General features: G+C 58.8%; 16 protein-coding genes and 1 riboswitch. Of the genes, 9 read left to right on the forward strand and 7 right to left on the reverse strand.

Annotated elements, in window-relative coordinates:
* Positions 1-7: 7 nt before the first annotated feature.
* The 4 genes from NLK58_RS16725 to lpxL are packed head-to-tail and all read right to left on the reverse strand — an operon-like array spanning position 8 to position 4,160.
* A complete protein-coding gene (locus tag NLK58_RS16725; RefSeq protein WP_341581354.1) occupies positions 8-1,063 on the reverse strand; it encodes a glycosyltransferase in 1,056 nt (351 codons plus the stop codon).
* Entirely contained in the window at positions 1,060-2,175 is a 1,116-nt protein-coding gene (locus tag NLK58_RS16730; protein WP_117619523.1) for a glycosyltransferase family 4 protein, read from the reverse strand. Before NLK58_RS16730 ends, NLK58_RS16725 begins: the two co-directional genes overlap by 4 nt.
* Positions 2,172-3,161 carry a mitochondrial fission ELM1 family protein gene (locus NLK58_RS16735; RefSeq protein WP_117619524.1) on the reverse strand — a complete coding sequence of 330 codons (990 nt, stop codon included), beginning with the start codon at positions 3,159-3,161 and terminating at the stop codon, positions 2,172-2,174. The genes NLK58_RS16730 and NLK58_RS16735 overlap by 4 nt, the downstream gene beginning before the upstream one ends.
* Positions 3,162-3,212: 51 nt before the next feature.
* Entirely contained in the window at positions 3,213-4,160 is a 948-nt protein-coding gene (lpxL, locus tag NLK58_RS16740) for an LpxL/LpxP family Kdo(2)-lipid IV(A) lauroyl/palmitoleoyl acyltransferase (protein WP_341581355.1), read from the reverse strand.
* A gap of 121 nt (positions 4,161-4,281) precedes the next feature.
* Here lpxL and waaA point away from each other — a divergent pair, with 121 nt between their 5' ends.
* Positions 4,282-5,535, forward strand: coding sequence for a lipid IV(A) 3-deoxy-D-manno-octulosonic acid transferase (gene waaA / locus NLK58_RS16745; protein WP_341581356.1), 1,254 nt, complete (start codon positions 4,282-4,284; stop codon positions 5,533-5,535).
* Positions 5,536-5,584: 49 nt separating this feature from the next.
* Here the strand turns inward: waaA and NLK58_RS16750 are convergent, their stop codons facing one another.
* The gene (locus tag NLK58_RS16750) at positions 5,585-6,988 is read right to left on the reverse strand and encodes a TolC family outer membrane protein (protein WP_341581357.1); all 1,404 of its coding nucleotides are present in this window, start codon (positions 6,986-6,988) and stop codon (positions 5,585-5,587) included.
* A gap of 175 nt (positions 6,989-7,163) precedes the next feature.
* A riboswitch (TPP riboswitch) is annotated at positions 7,164-7,277 on the forward strand.
* Between the two features lie 77 nt (positions 7,278-7,354).
* Here NLK58_RS16750 and thiC point away from each other — a divergent pair.
* From thiC to cpdA, 4 genes are all read left to right on the forward strand, one after another.
* Positions 7,355-9,232 carry a phosphomethylpyrimidine synthase ThiC gene (gene thiC / locus NLK58_RS16755; protein WP_341581358.1) on the forward strand — a complete coding sequence of 626 codons (1,878 nt, stop codon included), beginning with the start codon at positions 7,355-7,357 and terminating at the stop codon, positions 9,230-9,232.
* Between the two features lie 345 nt (positions 9,233-9,577).
* Positions 9,578-10,195, forward strand: coding sequence for an NUDIX domain-containing protein (locus NLK58_RS16760; protein WP_341581359.1), 618 nt, complete (start codon positions 9,578-9,580; stop codon positions 10,193-10,195).
* Entirely contained in the window at positions 10,195-10,680 is a 486-nt protein-coding gene (locus NLK58_RS16765) for a DUF1249 domain-containing protein (RefSeq protein ID WP_117619530.1), read from the forward strand. The genes NLK58_RS16760 and NLK58_RS16765 overlap by 1 nt, the downstream gene beginning before the upstream one ends.
* Positions 10,681-10,885: 205 nt before the next feature.
* Complete coding sequence (gene cpdA, locus NLK58_RS16770; protein WP_117619531.1) at positions 10,886-11,692, forward strand: 3',5'-cyclic-AMP phosphodiesterase; 807 nt, start codon at positions 10,886-10,888, stop codon at positions 11,690-11,692.
* Here the strand turns inward: cpdA and metE are convergent.
* On the reverse strand, positions 11,686-13,965 hold the full coding sequence (gene metE, locus NLK58_RS16775) for a 5-methyltetrahydropteroyltriglutamate--homocysteine S-methyltransferase (RefSeq protein ID WP_117619532.1): 2,280 nt from the start codon (positions 13,963-13,965) through the stop codon (positions 11,686-11,688). The genes cpdA and metE overlap by 7 nt on opposite strands.
* 120 nt (positions 13,966-14,085) lie before the next feature.
* Here metE and NLK58_RS16780 point away from each other — a divergent pair, with 120 nt between their 5' ends.
* The 3 genes from NLK58_RS16780 to NLK58_RS16790 all read left to right on the forward strand — a co-directional run bounded on the left by NLK58_RS16780 (position 14,086) and on the right by NLK58_RS16790 (position 16,804).
* Positions 14,086-14,976, forward strand: a complete 891-nt coding sequence (locus NLK58_RS16780) for a LysR family transcriptional regulator (RefSeq protein ID WP_117620437.1) — start codon at positions 14,086-14,088, stop codon at positions 14,974-14,976.
* Between the two features lie 45 nt (positions 14,977-15,021).
* Complete coding sequence (gene gcvH, locus NLK58_RS16785; protein ID WP_064230283.1) at positions 15,022-15,414, forward strand: glycine cleavage system protein GcvH; 393 nt, start codon at positions 15,022-15,024, stop codon at positions 15,412-15,414.
* Between the two features lie 193 nt (positions 15,415-15,607).
* A complete protein-coding gene (locus NLK58_RS16790; protein WP_341581360.1) occupies positions 15,608-16,804 on the forward strand; it encodes a class I SAM-dependent rRNA methyltransferase in 1,197 nt (398 codons plus the stop codon).
* Positions 16,805-16,912: 108 nt separating this feature from the next.
* Here NLK58_RS16790 and NLK58_RS16795 read toward each other — a convergent pair whose 3' ends face one another.
* A complete protein-coding gene (locus NLK58_RS16795; protein ID WP_117619535.1) occupies positions 16,913-17,569 on the reverse strand; it encodes an HAD family phosphatase in 657 nt (218 codons plus the stop codon).
* A 173-nt stretch (positions 17,570-17,742) separates the two neighbouring features.
* On the opposite strand from NLK58_RS16795, the gene NLK58_RS16800 reads away from it, so the two are divergent.
* Positions 17,743-18,273, forward strand: coding sequence for an RNA pyrophosphohydrolase (locus NLK58_RS16800; protein WP_117619536.1), 531 nt, complete (start codon positions 17,743-17,745; stop codon positions 18,271-18,273).
* The last annotated feature ends 6 nt before the right edge of the window (positions 18,274-18,279 follow it).

The following is an 18,279-nucleotide window of genomic DNA, read 5'->3' on the forward strand; positions in this document are numbered from 1 at the left end:
CGTTTTCTCAGCTTCCGGAATGCCTGGCCGTTGCCGAGAGGTACAGGGTTTCGGTCTGAGCCACCATGGCCTCCAGGGTCAGCGTTTCCCGGGCAAAGGCCATTGCCGGTTGTTCAGCCTGGTTCAGGGCATCCAGGTCGGCTAACGATCTGGACAGCAGGTCCGCGAGATCCTGATCGCTGTGCCCCGGACTGAGAGCTGTGGCGGGAAGAATATCCCGGGGCCCGGATACCGGCGTTGACACAACCGGACAGCCATGCAGCAGCGACTCTACCAGCACATAGGGAAAACCCTCCCGTTCCGAGCTGATTACCGCCAGTTGTGCCTGCCTGTAAACCGGTGCCAGGTTTTGGCGGAACCCCGCCAGGGCGATGTGTTGTTCCAGTCCTGATTGGCGGATGAGGCCTTCAAGCGGCTTCCGCTCGCTGCCCTCACCAAAAATGGTCAGTTGGCAGCCTTCTGCAGACTTGCCTAGCATCGACCAGGCCCGGATGAGGACGTCAAAGCCTTTTACGGGCTCCAGTCGCCCGACGGCAATGACATTGATATTGCCTTTTGGCAGGGCTGGTCCGTCGTCCCGATTCTTCAGTTGCCTGGTGATGTCGACACCGTTGTAGATCAGGTGCTTTTGGGGGTGCTGCAGAGCCCTGAAAATCTGTGGGCTGACCGCAATAACCCGGTCAAGACGATCAAAGGCCTTGTGGCTGGATTTGGTGCCATGAACCGTGCCCACCCGCACGCGTGCCAGTTTTCCGGTTTTGCCGGCAAGTTGCGCGGCCTTGTTGCCCTGGGCGTGAAGAATATCCGGCGACAATCGGCGCAGGCATCGGCGAAGGGCCAGTTGCAGCCACAGGTTACGGCGCCCCAGATGGACGGGTAGCGGATGAAATCCGACATTGGCCGGAAATTTGTCACGGTAAGCCCGGTGGCCAAGGACATGGACCCTGTGGCCGCGGTCGGCCAGAGCTCCCGCCAGATCGGCCGTGTGTTGCTCCATGCCGCCCCAGGTTGTGCCGGGCGTTGCGAGGAGAAATGCGATGGTTAATCGTCTGGACGGATTCATGTTCGGTAGGCGGGCTGCTTTAGTATTTTCTCGTAAACCTGCAACGTCGCCTCTGTTTGCGCCTCAAGACGGAACCGGTAGGGAATCTCGATCGCCGGCGGTTCGGAATCCAAAAGCCGGGATACGGTCTGGGCGAAGTCCCCGATATTGTCCGGTGGCACCAGTCCTTCCCTGAAGCAGGCTTGCAAGGTTTCCGCTGCGCCGCCCCGGTTATAGGCGACGACGGGCGTTCCGGAAGCCAGAGCCTCGGTCACTGTCCTGCCAAAGGGCTCGGGTTTGGTGCTCATGTGGCAGACCACATCCGCAAGCAGATACAGGTTGGTCATGTCATTGCGCTGGCCAAGGAAGCTGACCTTGTCGGCCAGGTCCAGACGGGCGCGTTCTTTCTCCAGCTCTTCCAGGAAATGCTCCTTGCCGGGTTCGGCGCCGCCCACGATGATGCCATGGCAATCCGGCCGTTCACGCACCAGCTGTGCCATCATGGTCAGGAAATCCAGCTGGCCTTTCCAGCGTGAGATGCGACCGGGCATCATGATGATTTTCTGGTCGACTAGCTGGGGGTATTGCCGGAACCAGCGGTCCAGCCATTGTGAAGTGAGCTCCCGCTGGCGGAAGGCATCCACATCCACACCTCGCTGGATGACCGTCAGTTTTTCTTCCGGCACGGGATAGTTATTCAGAACATAGTCCTGCACGCACCGGGAAACGGCGATTATGTGGTCAGCACGGGTCATGATGGCGCTGTAGGGATTGACCGAGTACATGCCATGAAAGGTGGACACAACCGCGGGGCGCTTGTGGGCCGGAATGCTTTTCAGGGCCAGAAAAATGATCCAGGCCGGCATGCGGGAGCGGACATGCACAATATCCGGTTTCAACGCCAGCAGCAGTTTTCGCATGGGCAGAATCTGCCCGAAAGACGCTGGGGTCTTCCGGTGTATGGGCATGAATATGTGTTTCGAGCCCTGGCCGCGGAGCTGCTCGGCCATGGGGCCGCCTTTTGAGACCACAAACGATTCATGGCCACGTTTGACGAGGTCCGCGGCGAACTCCACGGTTCCTCTTTCCACCCCACCGCTGTAAAGCGCCGGCAGTGCCTGGAGAATTTTCAACGCTTGGTCCCCTTGAGCTGGCGTTGGTTGGCTTTGTGATTCTGTGGCAGAAGTCCCTGTTCCAGTACCCAGCGGGCGGCACGATTGGCTTCCCAGAGGGCGTGATCATGGCTGACATTGCCGGCCATAACGCTGGCATGGTCGCGCCACTGGCCAATGTAACCCTCCCGGACCAGCCGGTCTACGCCCCCGGCCACCCGGCTGCCGGGCCTGGCCGATAACTCGAAGATCCCGGTCGGAACACCCGAAGTTGCCGCTTCGCACACCATCGACATACTGTCCGGTGTCACCCAGACTGCCCGTGAGGCAGAAAGCTGATGGTTGAGCCAGTCCGCATGAGTCTGCTGCGGGTGAACGACGGTAGTCCGCAGCCCGGCGAGTTCATCGAGTCGGTCCTGAAGTGCTTCCGGGGTTCGCCGGGAACTGCTGATGGTCCATCGCCAGTCCGGATATTGCCCGATCAGATGAGACACCTGCCCGAGGATGACATCATCCTCCCAGTCAAAATGAGGTGAAGGGCCGCCAACCAGCAAAAGCGCTTCCCGCTTTCCGGTGATTTTTGCCAGAGGCGTTATGGTATTCACAACACCCTCGGTAATGAATATCCGGGAATCGGGCTGGACACGGTCATGGGCTGGAATCAGGGCACCGCTGACCAGTGATAGCGGGAAGCCGGGCTTCATGATGACCAGTGTTCTGGTTCCCCTGAGTTTCCGCAGGGAAAGTAATAGCCGGTGCGTGCCGGACCCGGCTGCGATCACAAGATCGGGGTGGGGCAGTGCCGGTTCCATGCGTGGCGCAATGGCCAGCAGGGTTCGCCAGATCGGGACCTTTATTGCGGAGGCGTCGACCCAGTACAGGCTTGCTCCGGCGAGCACGCGAAGTCGATTACCAAGACCTTTCAGCTGGTTCCGGTGGCCCGGTTTGTTGTCGGTCAGAAGCCACACCACCGGTGCGGCTGAGTCCTGTTCACTGGGCTTCGGCATGGTTGTCAGGCACTGAATGCCCACCTCCTTGTTGCCCCGGGGTTATAGGGTTCAGCGGCGGCCATAAAAGCCGGGATCGTCCGGGTCCGGACGAGTCTTGAAGCGCCGGTGCATCCACAGGTACTGATCCGGTGCGCGCCGGACTTCTCTTTCGATAGTCTGGTTGATCAATGTTGCATCCTGGAGGTCATCCCCGCTGGGAAAGTCCTCCAGAGCCGGGTGGAAATAGATGTCGTACCCGGGGCCGTCTTCCCGGCGGAAGTGACTGAAAGGCACTACCTTGCACCCACTGCGTTCGGCAATGCGTGAGGTTGCGGTAATCGTGCCGGCAGGGACACCAAAAAATGGCGCGAATACGATGTCCTTGCGACCGTAATCCTGGTCCGTGGCGTACCAAACCGCGCGGTTTTTCTTCAGGCTGCGGAACAGGCCCCGAAGGTCCCTGGCGCTCAGAGCCTGGCCATACCGGCGCTCACGGGCGCGGGTCATAACGGCGTTCATCAGCGGGTTATTGTGATCGCGCTGCATCACGTCGGCCTCGATGAATTCCGTTACCAGGCTGCCACCCAGATCCAACGTGCTGTAGTGGCCGCCGAGCAGCAGAATGCCCCTGCCTTCGGACAGGGCCTTTTCAAAATGCTCCAGGCCATGAACCCGGGTAATGCCCGTCAGCCTGGCCGGGTTGCGGAACCAGGCAATGCCCAGCTCCAGCAAGCCGATGCCATTGGCGATAAAGGCTTTGCGCACAAGGGCGGACTGCTGGGCAGTGGTGAGCTCCGGAAAGCACAGCCGGATGTTAACCTCGGCAATGTGGCGGCGGCTGCGCGCGAGGCGGAGTGCCAGCAGTCCGGCGACCTTGCCAAGCCACCACTGGACGCGGATCGGCAGCCGGGAAACAGACCACATCACCACGATGCCCAGCCAGGTAGGCCACCACCGGGGATGAAGGTATGCGGAGTAGTTGGTGTTTCGCGGTAGTTTGCGGTATTTCCTGTTCACGTAAAGCGGTTCCTGCCAGGCCGTGTCCTGATCGTCCTAACCCCACCGGGTGGCCGATCAATCGGAAGCAAATCAATGGGTTTTGCGCTATGATAGCGCACTGTTTTGCCCGGAGTCCTGTGTGCTGCAATTTATCTATTCCCAGCTGATAAGGCTGCTTCTGCCGTTTATTCTGCTGCGTCTGTGGTGGCACGGCCGGCGCGCGCCGGAGCTGCGACGAAACTGGCACCAGCGCCTCGGGCTGGTGCCGGCGGCCTCCGGATCCGTGGTCTGGGTGCACGCGGTCTCGGTGGGCGAAACCATTGCCGCAGCCCCGATGGTCCGGCGCCTGTTGGCACGGAACCCCGACATCACCATCCTGATGACCGCCATGACCGATACCGGGCTGGCCCAGGCACGCAAGATGTTTGGTGATCAGGTGCGGTATGCCTACGCGCCCTATGATACGCCGGGTGCCATCCGGCGGTTCCTGGACCGGGTCAAGCCCCGGATACTGGTTATTATGGAAACTGAAATCTGGCCGAACATGATTCGTCAGTGCCGGGCTCGTCGGGTTCCGGTGTTTCTGATCAACGCCCGCCTCTCCGAGCGCTCTGCGCGCGGGTATGAGCGCATCCGGGGCCTTGTGGCACCTATCATGCAAAGCATCAGCTGGGTCGCCGCCCAGGCAGAGAAGGATGCCGACCGGTTCCGGAGAATCGGTGTTGCGCCATCGAAGGTGGCCGTCACGGGGAGCGTCAAGTTCGATGTTGATATTCCGGATGAGGTGCGGGCAGCGGCCATTGCCCTCAGGCAGAGCCTGGCCGGCCGGCCGGTCTGGATTGCCGGTAGCACCCATGGCAGCGAGGATGAGCAGCTGTTGCTGGCACATCTTAAGGTATTGGAAAAACATCCAGACGCCCTGCTGATTCTGGTTCCGAGGCATCCGGATCGCTTTGAGTCGGTGGCCGAAAAAGCTGTACGGAAGGGGCTCGCACTCGCCCGCCGGTCACTGGGGGACGACCCCTGCAAGGCGCAGGTCTATCTCGGGGACACCATGGGCGAGTTGATGATGCTGTACGGAGCCAGTGATCTGGCCTTTGTCGGTGGATCGTTAATCGAGCGCGGCGGGCATAACCCCCTGGAGCCTGCTGGCTGGGGTATTCCCGTGTTTTCAGGGCCCTACATCTTCAATTTTGAAACCATCTACCAGCGACTGCTTGATGACAAGGGTGTCAAGCTGGTCGCCGATGCAGATGAGCTGGCGGCTCACGTGTCATTGCTGTTCGGTGATGACGAAGAACGCCAGGCCATCGGCCGCAGGGCCCTGGAGGTGGTCAATAAAAACCGGGGAGCCCTGGATAAGGTGGTCGACGGGATCATTGAACGAGTCTGAGGCCTGGCTGGCCGCAAAGGCGGGTAAACCGATTCACCCGCCTTTGCGGTTACTGGGTAGGATCGTCCAGCGTTTCTTCCTCGTTTGCCAGAGCCTCGATCCCGGGGGCAGCGGCGCTCAGCCAGTTGTTCAGGTCGATCAGATCCCGAGGGGTCAGGATTCCGGCGGCCTGTTTGAGCTGAAGCGAGTTGATCACATAATCATAGCGGGCGTTGGCGTAATCCCTCAGGGCTACGTAATAGGCCCGTTCCGCATCCAGCACTTCCACAATATTGCGCGTCCCAACCTCATAGCCGGCGCGGGTGGCGTCCAGGGCGCTGCGGCGGGAGATGATGGTCTGTTCCAGCGCCGAAGCGGTCTCTATATTGTTGTTGACCGTCAGGAACAGGCTCCGGGTATTCACGCGTACGTCCCGGCGCACCGTATTCAGGTCCTGTTCGGCGGCGGTGAGCAGCGAGCGCTGTTCCCGGACGCCGGCCTGGGTGCCGCCGCCCGTGTAGAGCGGGATGGTCAGTGACAGTGAGGCAATGGACTGGTTGCCCTCCTGCTGAGTAAAAAGGGCGTTCTCCAGACTGGTCTCCTGGTATGAGGCGCTCAGGTCAAGGGTCGGCAAATGACCGGACTTTGCCGCTTTCAGGGTGGCTTCGCTGGCATTGAACTGCCTCAGGGCTGCCTGAATGGACCAGTTCTGCTCCACGGCGGTTGTTTCCCAGGAAGTCGGATCCATGGGCTCCGGGCGCCCGAGCGGAAAATTCTGCCTGAGGTTTTCCATGACCTCGGGATATTCGCCGGTTAACCGGGCCAGTTGTTCCCTGGCCACATTCAGGTCGTTGTCGGCGGCGATGCGCTGGCTCCTGGCATCGTCGTAGCTGGCACGCGCTTCATAGACTTCGGTGATGGCAATGAGCCCCACGTCAAACCGTTCCCGGGCCTGTTCGTACTGGCGCTGGATGGCCGTTTCAGTCGCTTTCGCGGTTGTGACGGTGTCCCTGGCGCGCAAGACACCGAAGTAGGCGGTTGCCACGTCGAGAATCAGCTGTTGCTGGGCCAGGTTGTACTGGGCCTCGGCCGCCTCGGTCTGGAACTGGCTGGCTTCGTAGCTGAACCAGTCTTGAGCCCGGAACAGTGGCTGAGTCAGCTCGACGCCGTAGCGGTAGGTTCGATAACTGTCTCCCGAGAAGAGTTGCCGCGTCAGCTCATCGGCGTTTGCCCCCCCGGGTATATTCCTGGGCTCGAAACTTGTGTAGCTTGCTGACCCAACCGCCGAGATTTTGGGCAGCAGGGCGCTCTTGCTGACATCGCTGGTTGCCTGCTGTGCCTGGAACTGCGCCAGGGACGAGGCAATGCCGGAGTCATAGGACAGTGCCTTTTCATAGGTTTCCATCAGATCCAGAGAGAACGCAGGCTGGGCTGCGAGCAGGCTGATCAATCCTGGAAGTAAACGCTTATTCATTGCTTCTCCTGACAAACTATCTCCGGGTATCCCTGATCTGGATAGGGGGTTCGGAAGGCCTGTATTCAAGGTATGGGCCGGTGCCGACGGTGACCCAAAGGTATTGGTTGCTCATTATGGACAATAAACGCCTCCGCATCTACACTTGCAGAGTTCACTCATTTTGTGAGCAGTTCGCGTCTTGACGGGGTGCTGATACACCGAAAACCGGTGGTTGGCTGAGATTGCAGTGCGGAACCCGCAACCTGATCCGGATAATACCGGCGTAGGGATTAAGACCATTCAAAACGTGCTGGTTCCAGCCTCTTCCGTACCGGAAGGCCCGTCATACGCGACCCGACAACCCTCCAATACCGGGAGCAGACCATGACGGACTTGCCAGCCTATCTCAGTGAATCCGCAGCGGCGGATTCCGCCGCCATCAAACCATTATCAGGCTCACGAAAAGTATACGTGCAGGGTAGCCGATCCGATCTGCGGGTACCTATGCGGGAAATTACCGTGCAGGACACGCCCACGGAGATGGGCGGCGAGCCGAACCCTCCGGTGGTTGTGTACGATACGTCCGGCCCGTACACAGATCCTGAAGCTGCTATTGATCTTCGTAAAGGTCTCAAACCAGTCCGCGCCGCCTGGATCGCCGAACGCGGTGATGTGGAACAGCTTCCGGACTACTCTTCCGGGTTCACCCGCCGCCGCATGAAAGACCCCCAGCTTGACCCGCTGAGGTTCATGGACGAGCGAAAACCGCTACGGGCCAAACCTGGCCAAAACGTTTCCCAGATGCACTACGCCCGGCAGGGTATCGTGACCCCGGAGATGGAGTACATCGCCATCCGTGAAAACATGAAGCTGCAGGAGGCCCGGGAACAGGGTCTGCTGAAAGACCAGCATCCCGGACAGTCCTTCGGTGCGGGCCTGCCGGACCAGATTACCCCCGAATTCGTCCGGGACGAAGTGGCTCGCGGCCGCGCCATCATCCCCGCGAACATCAATCACCCGGAATCCGAGCCGATGATCATTGGCCGTAACTTTCTGGTGAAGATTAACGGCAACATTGGCAACTCAGCGGTCAGCTCCTCCATTGAGGAAGAAGTCGAGAAACTGACCTGGGGCATCCGCTGGGGCGCCGATACCATCATGGACCTGTCTACCGGCAAGAACATCCACGAGACCCGGGAATGGATCATCCGCAACTCCCCGGTACCCATCGGCACCGTGCCGATTTACCAGGCCCTGGAAAAAGTCGGCGGCGTGGCCGAAGACCTGACCTGGGAAATCTTCCGGGACACCCTGATTGAGCAGGCCGAGCAGGGGGTGGATTACTTTACCATCCACGCCGGCGTCCGCCTGCACCATGTGCCTATGACTGCCAAGCGCACCACAGGCATCGTCTCCCGGGGTGGTTCGATCATGGCCAAATGGTGCCTGGCTCACCACAAGGAAAGCTTCCTGTACGAGCACTTCGAAGACATCTGCGAAATCATGAAAGCCTACGATGTCTCTTTCAGCCTTGGCGACGGCCTGCGCCCCGGCTCCATCGCCGACGCCAACGACGCAGCCCAGTTCGGCGAACTGGAAACCCTGGGTGAGCTGACCAAAATTGCCTGGAAACACGACGTCCAGTGCATGATCGAAGGCCCCGGCCACGTGCCCATGCATCTGGTAAAAGAGAACATGGACAAGCAACTGGAATGCTGCGACGAAGCCCCGTTCTACACCCTCGGCCCGCTGATCACCGACATCGCCCCGGGCTATGATCACATTACCTCCGGCATCGGCGCGGCGATGATCGGGTGGTATGGCTGCGCCATGCTCTGCTATGTGACCCCCAAAGAGCACTTGGGCCTGCCCAACAAGGACGACGTAAAAACCGGCATCATCACCTACAAGATCGCCGCCCACGCCGCCGACCTGGCCAAGGGCCACCCGGGCGCCCAGATCCGCGACAACGCCCTCTCCAAGGCCCGTTTCGAGTTCCGCTGGGAAGACCAGTTCAACCTCGGCCTGGACCCGGACACGGCCCGCGCCTACCACGACGAAACCCTGCCGAAGGAATCCGCCAAGGTGGCCCACTTCTGCTCCATGTGCGGCCCGAAGTTCTGCTCCATGCAGATCTCCCAGGAGGTTCGGGATTACGCGAAGGAGCATGGCCTCGATGAGGTATCCGCAGTGGATGCGGGCATGCAGGAGAAATCCCGGGAGTTCGTGGAGTCTGGGAGCAAGCTCTACGACAAGGTCTAAAGCCGTACTTTGAGTTTTCCTGGTGGCTCTGTCTGGGCGTGAGTAATTCGTATGAGTGGTTTTGCCTGTAATTAAAGACATCATATTCAAAGTTTGGTTTGGAGGGTCTTATAGGCGAAAGCACATTGTCCGATAGGGTGTGTCGGGACCGGGTTCCCAAAACTGTGCGGAGCCATGGATGGCGGAGCTCAAGCGTCACATGGACGTGCCGCAAGGAGCGTGTTTTGGGAACCCGGTCCCGACACACCCTCCCCCGAAAACAACAAGCTGGGGCCGGAGCTAGAGCTTGAAGTAAGACCCAAGTAAAGGCTATCGTTCAAAGTCGATTCAACAACCGGATGAAAGATGACCAAACCGTTCCAGTTTAAAGCCAGCGACGTCAAAGTCGAAAAACGCGAAACCGTCTTCCAGGGCTTCTTCCGTATGGACAAGCTCTGGCTGACACACCCGCGTTTTGATGGCGGGGACATGCCCGTGTTTACCCGGGAACTCTTTATCCGGGGCGATGCCACCTGCGTGCTGCCCTACGACGCTGAACGGGATCAAGTCGTACTCCTTGAACAGTTTCGCCTCGGCGCCTTGGGCCGCACGCAATCGCCCTGGTTGCTGGAACTGGTCGCCGGCATGAACGAAGATGGCGAAAGCCCGGAAGAGGTTGCCCGGCGGGAAGGGCAGGAAGAGGCCGGGCTTACTTTTCAGCGGCTCGACAAGATCTGCGATTACCTGGTTTCTCCCGGTGGCAGCACCGAGATGATCCACCTTTACTGTGGCCGCATCAGCACGGAAGATGCAGGCGGTCTTTATGGCATGGAACACGAACACGAGGATATTCGCGCCCACGTCGTTTCCTCGGAAGATGCCATAGCGATGATCCACGATGGCCGCATCAACAATGCTGCCGCCATTATTGCCCTCCAGTGGCTTGAACTGAATCGGGCCCGTTTGAGGAGAGGGTGGCAGTAATGGGTGAGTGGACCATGAAACCCAAGCGGTATGTTCCGGACCTGCGTCAGCTCGGTGCCCTGTGTGATGGCAACTACCGGAGACTGCAGAAGCTGCGTCAGCTGGAAGTGGACGGTAAGCCCGTGTGCGAGTTTGAGTTGCACCGGGAGAATCATTACCTCGGGCGTGTCCGTATCCAGGTGCTGCAGACTGCAAGGTTTACCGAAACCCTGCTGCTTGAGCAGGTGCACAACCCGGGGCGCTGGCTCAATAATCCGCAAATGACCGTCCGGGTCTACCACGATGCTTCCATGGCCGAGGTCATCAGCTGTTACCGGGATCGCCAGATTGCCCCTGTGAATGACTACCCCAACCGTTTTATGCACCACCCGGACGAGAAGGTCCAGGTCAACGGCTTTCTGGCCGACTGGCTGGATTATTGTCTGCGGTTTGGCCACCTTCCCATGGAACATGCCGCCTGGTCTGCCGGTGAAGGCGTCGACTGAAACGACGTTTTAAAGGGCGGCAGGCAGTACTAAAGTGGTGTGGCCATGGCCCCCTGATGTGCCATAGTTGTCAAAAATTGCAATATATCGTCCGAGCCTGGCCAGAATGTGACTCCAGTTCGATTCGCGAGTGATAAATCCGCAAACTGACGTCGTACACTTGTGTCCAGACCAAGTGTTGCGCAGCGAGTAGATCCAGAACGCCATGACCATTAAGGAAGAAACCCGGCCGCTCCGGGTATTGCAACTGACCGATCCGCACCTGATGGCGCGTGCCGACGGGGACCTGCTGGGCGTTAAGACCCGCGAAAGCCTGCAGGCAGTCATCGCAGAAGTGCTGAAGGTACACGGCCAGCCTGACCTGATACTGGCCACCGGGGATCTGGCCCAGGATGGTTCGGTGGACGCCTATCGCGTGTTTGGAGAGAGCCTTGAGGTGTTTTCCTGCCCCTCCACGTGGATTGCGGGCAATCACGACCGTATCGAAAACCTGGAAAGAGTTGCCGCAGAGTTCGATGCGAACCAGCGCCATGTGATCCAGGGCGGGTGGCAGTTCGTGATGCTGGACTCCTCCGTGCCCGGCAAGGTCTTTGGTGCCCTGGCCGATTCAGAGCTGGAGTTCCTGGCCCAAGCCCTGGAGCAGCATCCGGATCTGCCAGCCGTCGTTGCATTGCACCACCATCCCGTAGACATCGGATCTGACTGGATGGAAAAGATTGGCCTCACCAACCGGGATGCCTTCTGGCGGGTTGTGGACCGGTTCCCTCAGGTAAAAATTGTGTTGTGGGGACATATCCATCAGGAACACGAACGCGAGCGCCATGGTGTGCAGCTGATGGCCACGCCGTCTACCTGCATTCAGTTCACCTCCGGTTCCAGCAAGTTCGCCGTTGAGGACTTGCCACCTGGCTACCGCTGGTTTGAGTTCCATGACACCGGGGACTTCATGACGGAAGTCCGCCGGGCCACAGATTTCCAGTTCGAGCTGGATCAGAACAGCACCGGTTACTGAATCCGCTCTCGCAGCTCACGGGCTGCAGCCACCATGTTCTTGAGCGCCGGAATGACTTCCTCCCATTGACGGGTCTTCAGGCCGCAGTCCGGGTTAACCCATAGCCGCTCCGCTGGTATCTGCTCTGCAGCCTTCACCATAAGCGACTTGATCTGCTCGCTGTCCGGTATGTTGGGGGAGTGAATGTCGTAGACGCCGGGGCCGATGTCGTTCGGATACCGGAAGCCCCGGAATGCATCGAGCAGCTCCATGTCCGAACGGGATGTTTCGATGGTGATGACATCTGCGTCCATGCGAGCGATGGCTTCGATTATGTCGTTGAATTCCGAGTAACACATGTGAGTATGGATTTGGGTTTCATCTCGAACGCCGTTGGCGGCAATCCGAAATGCCTCTATCGCCCAGTCCAGGTAGTCGCTCCAGTCTGATTTCCGCAGCGGAAGGCCTTCCCTCAGGGCCGCCTCATCAATCTGGATAATGCCAACGCCGGCGGCTTCCAGATCAAGCACTTCCTCCCGAATCGCCAGCGCCAGCTGCAGGCAGGTATCCCTGCGGGGCTGGTCGTCCCGTACGAAGGACCAGTTAAGAATCGTCACGGGACCGGTCAGCATGCCTTTTACAGGTTTTTCGGTCAGTGACTGGGCGTAGCGAGTCCACTCCAGGGTCATGGCTCTCGGGCGGGAAATGTCGCCGAACAGAATGGGCGGTTTCACGCAACGGGAGCCGTAAGACTGGACCCAGCCGAACTGGCTGAAGGCATAACCCTCAAGCTGTTCGCCGAAGTATTCAACCATGTCATTGCGCTCCGCCTCGCCATGCACCAGAACATCCAGGCCCAGTATTTCCTGCTCGTCAATGCAACGGCTTACTTCCTCACGAATCCGTTGCCTGTAGGCGGCTTCTGTCAGTGTGCCCTTACGGAATTGCAGGCGAGCCTGGCGGATGTCCCGTGTCTGGGGGAAGGACCCAATGGTCGTGGTTGGAAACAGGGGCAGGTCAAGTTTCTGTTGCTGGGCTGTGATGCGCGCTGAGTAGGGGCTTTGCCGCTGACCGAGGTCCGGCCTGATTGCCTGGATTCGGGTCTCTATCGAGGGGTTATGAACCCTTCCGGACGTTTTCCGGTTTTCCGTCGCTAGAGCGGATTCAGCCAGTTCCTTACGGACTGCGTTTCTGCCCTGATTCAGGGCGGTGGCGAGAATGGCCAACTCGTCCAGTTTCTGAAGGGCAAACGCCAGCCAGCCGCGGATTTCCGGGTCCAGCTTTTCTTCGCTGTTGAGATCTACCGGAACATGCAGCAAAGAGCAGGACGGCGCCAGCCACAGGCGATCACCCAGTTTTTCATGGACCTGCTCCAGCCAGTCCAGGGTCTTGCCGAGATCTGTTCGCCAGATATTCCGGCCGTTGATAACACCCAAGGAAAGTTGTTTGTGGGGTGGCAGCCAGTCCACCATCCGCGCTACTTCCTGTGGCGCGCTGATGGCGTCGAGGTGTAGGCCGGCAACCGGCAGTTCGCAGGCCATTTGCAGGTTTTCCCGCAACTCACCGAAGTAAGTGGTTACCAACAGCTTGAGGCGGCTGGTCTTGAGATGGTGGTAGGCCAGGCTGAAGGCGTGGCGCCAGTCTGCATCAAGATCGGCGACCAAGGCGGGCTCGTCCACCTGAACCCAGTCGATTCCATGATTCGACATCAGATCCAGAAGTTCCGAGTACACAGGCAAAAGGGAGTCCAGCAGGGTCAGCCGGTCACTGTCGTCTTTGGATTTTCCCAGCCAGAGATAGGTCACCGGGCCGATAATCACCGGTTTAGGAATCAGCCCCTGGGCCCTGGCTTCGTTGATCTGTTCAATCAGCCGGTCGGCATTGAGCTGGAAACGGGTGTCCTGCTGGAATTCCGGCACGATGTAGTGATAGTTGGTGTCGAACCACTTGGTCATTTCTCCTGCCTGCACGCCACAGCAGGACGGCTCCTGCCCGGAGCGGCCCCGGGCTACCCGGAAATACTGATCGAGCGCGCTGCCTCCGGTCTCGCTCACCCGTTCGGGCAGGTTGCCCAGGGTAAAGCTCATATCCAGAACCTGATCGTAAAACGAGAAATCGCCCACCGGAACCCGGTCCAGCTTCCGCTGGCTATGCCAGTGCTTTCGGCGCAGGTCAGTACCTGTGATCTGCAGTTCTTCTTCGGTGATTTGCCCTTTCCAGAAGGCTTCCTGGGCAAATTTCAGCTCCCGGCGGGCGCCAATGCGCGGGAAGCCGAGATTGTGTGTGGTCACCATGGTGTTGTCCTTTGTTCAATCGTGTTGTTTGCAGGAGGGGTCAGGTTATCGCCCTTGCGAGATGAAAAATAATGGTAAAATTTCAGGTATCAATGAATTTAGCTCATGTTTGGAGGCGGAATGATTGAGCGTGGCCATCTGGAAATTCTCAGGGCGGTGGATCAGCAGGGGTCCCTGACGGCGGCCGCCGAGCGGCTACACCTGACCCAGTCTGCTCTGAGCCATTCGGTCCGAAAGCTGGAGCGACAGCTTGGTACGGACATTTGGGTGCGGGAGGGGCGGCAGCTGCGGCTGACCCAGTCAGGTGAGTATTTACTTGCCCTGGCCAACAGGCTGTTGCCGCAGATTGAGCACGCCGAGATGCTGATTGGTCAGTTTGCCAAGGGTCAGCGGGGAACCCTCCGCATCGGGATGGAATGCCACCCCTGTTATCAGTGGCTGCTGAAAGTAGTGGGGCCCTACCTGGAGCAGTGGCCGGGGGTGGATGTGGATGTGAAACAGAAATTCCAGTTCGGCGGCATTGGCGCCCTGTTTGGCCACGATATCGACATGCTGGTAACGCCAGACCCATTGCACCGTCCTGGTCTGGTCTTTGAGCCGGTGTTTGATTACGAGCAGGTACTGGTGGTGGGGGCGGATCATCCGCTGGCTGGCAAACTCTGGGCAGAACCGGAGGATCTGGAAAACGAGACTCTGATTACCTACCCGGTAGAGATTGAGCGGCTGGATATCTACACGCGTTTTCTACTGCCGGCCCATGCCAGCCCGGCGCGGCATAAAACCATTGAAACCACCGACATCATGCTGCAGATGGTCGCAGCAGGGCGCGGTGTGGCAGCCTTGCCGCGATGGCTGGTGGAAGATTACGGGGGGCGGATCCCGGTAAGGGCTGTTCAGCTTGGTAAGACAGGTATTCCCAAACAGATCTTTCTGGGGCTTCGCGAGCGGGATCGGGAGGTGGATTATCTGAATTCGTTCATGACGTTGGCAAGAGAGGTTCGCTGGAGCTAGTGTCTTCGGTTAAACTGCGCAAAAATTTGATCAGGAAACCAGACTATGAGTGAGATACCCGCAGACCTGAAATACATTGAGACCCACCAGTGGGTTCGCGTGTCTGACGATGGCACGGCGACGGTCGGCATTACGGATTTTGCCCAGGAGCAGTTGGGTGATGTGGTTTATATCGGCGTTCCGGATGTGGGCGCGACGGTTAACGGTGGTGAGGAAGCCGGTGTGGCGGAGTCTGTGAAGTCGGCTTCGGATGTGTTCAGCCCGGTGACGGGTGAGGTTATCGAGGTGAATGAGAGCCTCGAGGATGAGCCGGAGAAGGTCAACGAAGATCCTTATGGCGACGGCTGGCTATACAAGGTTCGGCTTGAGGATGCTGGTGAGCTGGATGGTCTGATGGACTCTGCGGCTTACGCGGAGCATGTGGCTGCCGAGGAATAATGCTTCCATTTGGGAGGCTGGCCTGACGGGGCGGGCCTTCCAAAACACGCTGTGAATACGTCCCTGTACGCTTGGCTCCGCCATCCCTGGCTCCGCACAGTTTTGGAAGGCCCGCCCCGTCAGCCCGTCATACATCGGTATCAGTTTCAACTCATCTTGTATAATCCCTGTCTTTCCTTTCCAGGTGGTCTTTATGAATTTTCCGGTTCTGTATCTTCGAAAAGGCGCAGAGCGCCGTCTCCGTGCTGGCCATCTATGGGTTTACAGCAATGAGGTGGACACCCGCCGCAGTCCGCTGACGGAATTCGAGGCCGGTGTTCAGGCGGAGCTTCGGGCGTCGAACGACAAGCCTCTGGGTACAGTGTTCGTTAATCCCCATGCGCTGATTTGTGGCCGGCTGATCAGTCGGGATCCGGGCCACGGTATGACGCCCCAGCGGTTGACCCAGCGGATGGAGGCTGCGCTTGCGCTCAGAGAACGGCTTTTCGACAAGCCGTTTTACCGTTGGGTGTTTGGCGACAGTGACGGGCTTTCGGGGCTGGTGATTGACCGGTTTGGTTCCACCGTCGTTGTGCAGATTTCCACGGCCGGTATGGAGTTGATGAAGGAAGCGGTTGTCCGGGCTGTTCAGCGTCTGGTTCATCCGGAGGCGATCATCCTCAAGAACGATGGCAAGATGCGCAAGGTCGAGGGGCTGGAGACCTATGTGGAGCAGGCACATGGCCCGGAGGTCAGTCTGCTGCAGGTTGAGGAGAACGGCGTCCGTTTTGAGGTTCCGCTGGAGGGTGGCCAGAAAACCGGCTGGTTCTATGATCACCGGATGAATCGGCAGCGTCTTCAGGCCTATGCGCCGGGCAAGCGGGTTCTGGATGTGTTCAGTTACGTCGGTGGCTGGGGTCTTCAGGCGGCCTGTGCCGGGGCCACTCAGGTGACCTGTGTGGACAGTTCGGCCGGTGCGATTGATTCGGTTCACCACAATGCCCGGCTCAATGGTCTGGACAATGTGGAAACGATTGAAGGCGATGCCTTTGAGGCGCTCAAGGCGCTGGCGGATGAGAAGGAAAAGTACGACATCGTGGTGCTGGACCCTCCGGCACTGATTCCCCGGCGCAGGGACCAGAAGGCGGGGGAAGAGGCCTATGCGCGGTTGAACCAGCTTGGCCTGCGTTTGCTGGAGCGGGACGGGGTGCTGGTTTCGGCGTCCTGTTCGATGCATCTGTCGCAGGAGAAACTGGTAGATATCATCCGGGGCAGCGGCCGGAAGATTGACCGCTTTGTCCAGTTGCTGGAGCAGGGGCATCAGGCCCCGGACCACCCGGTAATTCCGGGCATTCCCGAGACCGATTACATCAAGTCCTGCTTTGTCCGCTCGCTTACCGGGTTCTTCTGAAGCCAGTGAAGTCGGTGAAGTCGGGGTCAGATGAAAATGGGGTCAGATGAAAATTTCATCTGACCCCATTTTCATCTGACCCCATTTTCATCTGACCCCAAATTTACTTCAGTTGCGCAGCGAGATAACGGGCCAGCCGCTGTCCCGGGCAAACTTCTCCAGGGTGGGATCCGGGTCGACGGCTACCGGGTTGTCCACTTTCTTCAGCAGCGGCAGGTCGTTGTGGGAGTCGCTGTAGAACCAGGCGCCTTCAAGTGTCCTGTCATGGGCTTCCAGCCAGTCGTTCAGGCGTTTGACCTTGCCATCCTGGAAGCTCGGGGTTCCCGCCACTTCGCCGGTGTAGCGGCCGTTCACCAGTTCGGGTTCGGTGGCAATAAGATGCTCAATGCCGAGGGTTTCGGCAATGGGTTCAGTCACAAAGCGGTTGGTGGCGGTAATGATCATCAGGGTGTGGCCCCGCTCCCGGTGGCTGTTCAGGAGGTCTTCCGCGCTGGCCTGCATCATGGGGCGTACTTTCTTCGCCATAAACGCCTCCCGCCAGGCCAGCAGCTCGCCCATGTTATGGCTGGCCAGGGGCTGAAGGGCAAAACCGAGGTAATGCAGGATATCCAGCTCGCCGTTCAGGTATTCCTGATAGAAGCGGTCATTGGCAAGGCGATATTCCTCGGCATCCACAATGCCTTCCTCTACCAGAAATTCACCCCAGGCATGGTCGCTGTCGCCGGCCAGAAGGGTGTTGTCCAGATCAAAAATTGCGAGCGTCAAGCTGTTACCTCCAGTGATCACAGGGCCTGCGGGAAAGCGCGAAGTCTAACACGACCTGTCCTCAACGGCTCCGTTTGCCGAACCCTTGGGATTCTGTAAGAATGAGAGCAACTTGGGCAAATCTGACCGGTGAATTTTTGTACTGGTCTACCGACTTTTAAGAGGACTGTGCCGTGATCGATTCAGACGGTTTCAGACCCAACGTCGGAATCATTCTGGCCAACCACAGGGGAGAAGTTCTCTGGGCAAGGCGAATAGGGCAGGATTCCTGGCAGTTTCCACAGGGTGGTATCAAGCATGATGAATCACCCGAGGAAGCACTGTACCGGGAGCTTGGAGAGGAAATCGGCCTGTGTGCGAACGATGTGGAAATCATCAGTTGCACCCGGGGCTGGCTGAGGTATCGACTCCCGAGGAGGATGGTACGCCACAACTCGCTTCCCGTTTGTGTGGGTCAAAAACAGAAATGGTTCCTGCTGAGGATGTTATCGCCGGATGCGCAGGTTTGCGTGGACGGCACGAATTCACCGGAGTTCGACGGCTGGCAGTGGGTAAGCTACTGGTATCCACTGGGCCAGGTAGTTTCATTCAAGCGTGAAGTGTATCGACGTGCGCTGAGAGAGCTTGCGCCGCGGCTGTTCTACAACATGGAACAGTGGCATCGGGCGGAGCAGAACCGGCGTTTAAAGGAACAACAGAAATGACGGACT

It is taken from the genome of Marinobacter metalliresistant, from assembly GCF_038098645.1.
In the GTDB taxonomy this organism is placed as follows: domain Bacteria; phylum Pseudomonadota; class Gammaproteobacteria; order Pseudomonadales; family Oleiphilaceae; genus Marinobacter; species Marinobacter metalliresistant.

What these genes read in the sequence shown, in the direction of transcription:
- cpdA (WP_117619531.1), top strand. Translation starts at nt 10,886, where the DNA reads ATGACCATTAAGGAAGAAACCCGGCCGCTCCGGGTATTGCAACTGACC.
- metE (WP_117619532.1), bottom strand. Translation starts at nt 13,965, where the DNA reads ATGGTGACCACACACAATCTCGGCTTCCCGCGCATTGGCGCCCGCCGG.
- gcvH (WP_064230283.1), top strand. Translation starts at nt 15,022, where the DNA reads ATGAGTGAGATACCCGCAGACCTGAAATACATTGAGACCCACCAGTGG.
- NLK58_RS16725 (WP_341581354.1), bottom strand. Translation starts at nt 1,063, where the DNA reads ATGAATCCGTCCAGACGATTAACCATCGCATTTCTCCTCGCAACGCCC.
- thiC (WP_341581358.1), top strand. Translation starts at nt 7,355, where the DNA reads ATGACGGACTTGCCAGCCTATCTCAGTGAATCCGCAGCGGCGGATTCC.
- NLK58_RS16750 (WP_341581357.1), bottom strand. Translation starts at nt 6,988, where the DNA reads ATGAATAAGCGTTTACTTCCAGGATTGATCAGCCTGCTCGCAGCCCAG.
- NLK58_RS16760 (WP_341581359.1), top strand. Translation starts at nt 9,578, where the DNA reads ATGACCAAACCGTTCCAGTTTAAAGCCAGCGACGTCAAAGTCGAAAAA.
- NLK58_RS16735 (WP_117619524.1), bottom strand. Translation starts at nt 3,161, where the DNA reads ATGCCGAAGCCCAGTGAACAGGACTCAGCCGCACCGGTGGTGTGGCTT.
- NLK58_RS16780 (WP_117620437.1), top strand. Translation starts at nt 14,086, where the DNA reads ATGATTGAGCGTGGCCATCTGGAAATTCTCAGGGCGGTGGATCAGCAG.
- NLK58_RS16765 (WP_117619530.1), top strand. Translation starts at nt 10,195, where the DNA reads ATGGGTGAGTGGACCATGAAACCCAAGCGGTATGTTCCGGACCTGCGT.
- NLK58_RS16790 (WP_341581360.1), top strand. Translation starts at nt 15,608, where the DNA reads ATGAATTTTCCGGTTCTGTATCTTCGAAAAGGCGCAGAGCGCCGTCTC.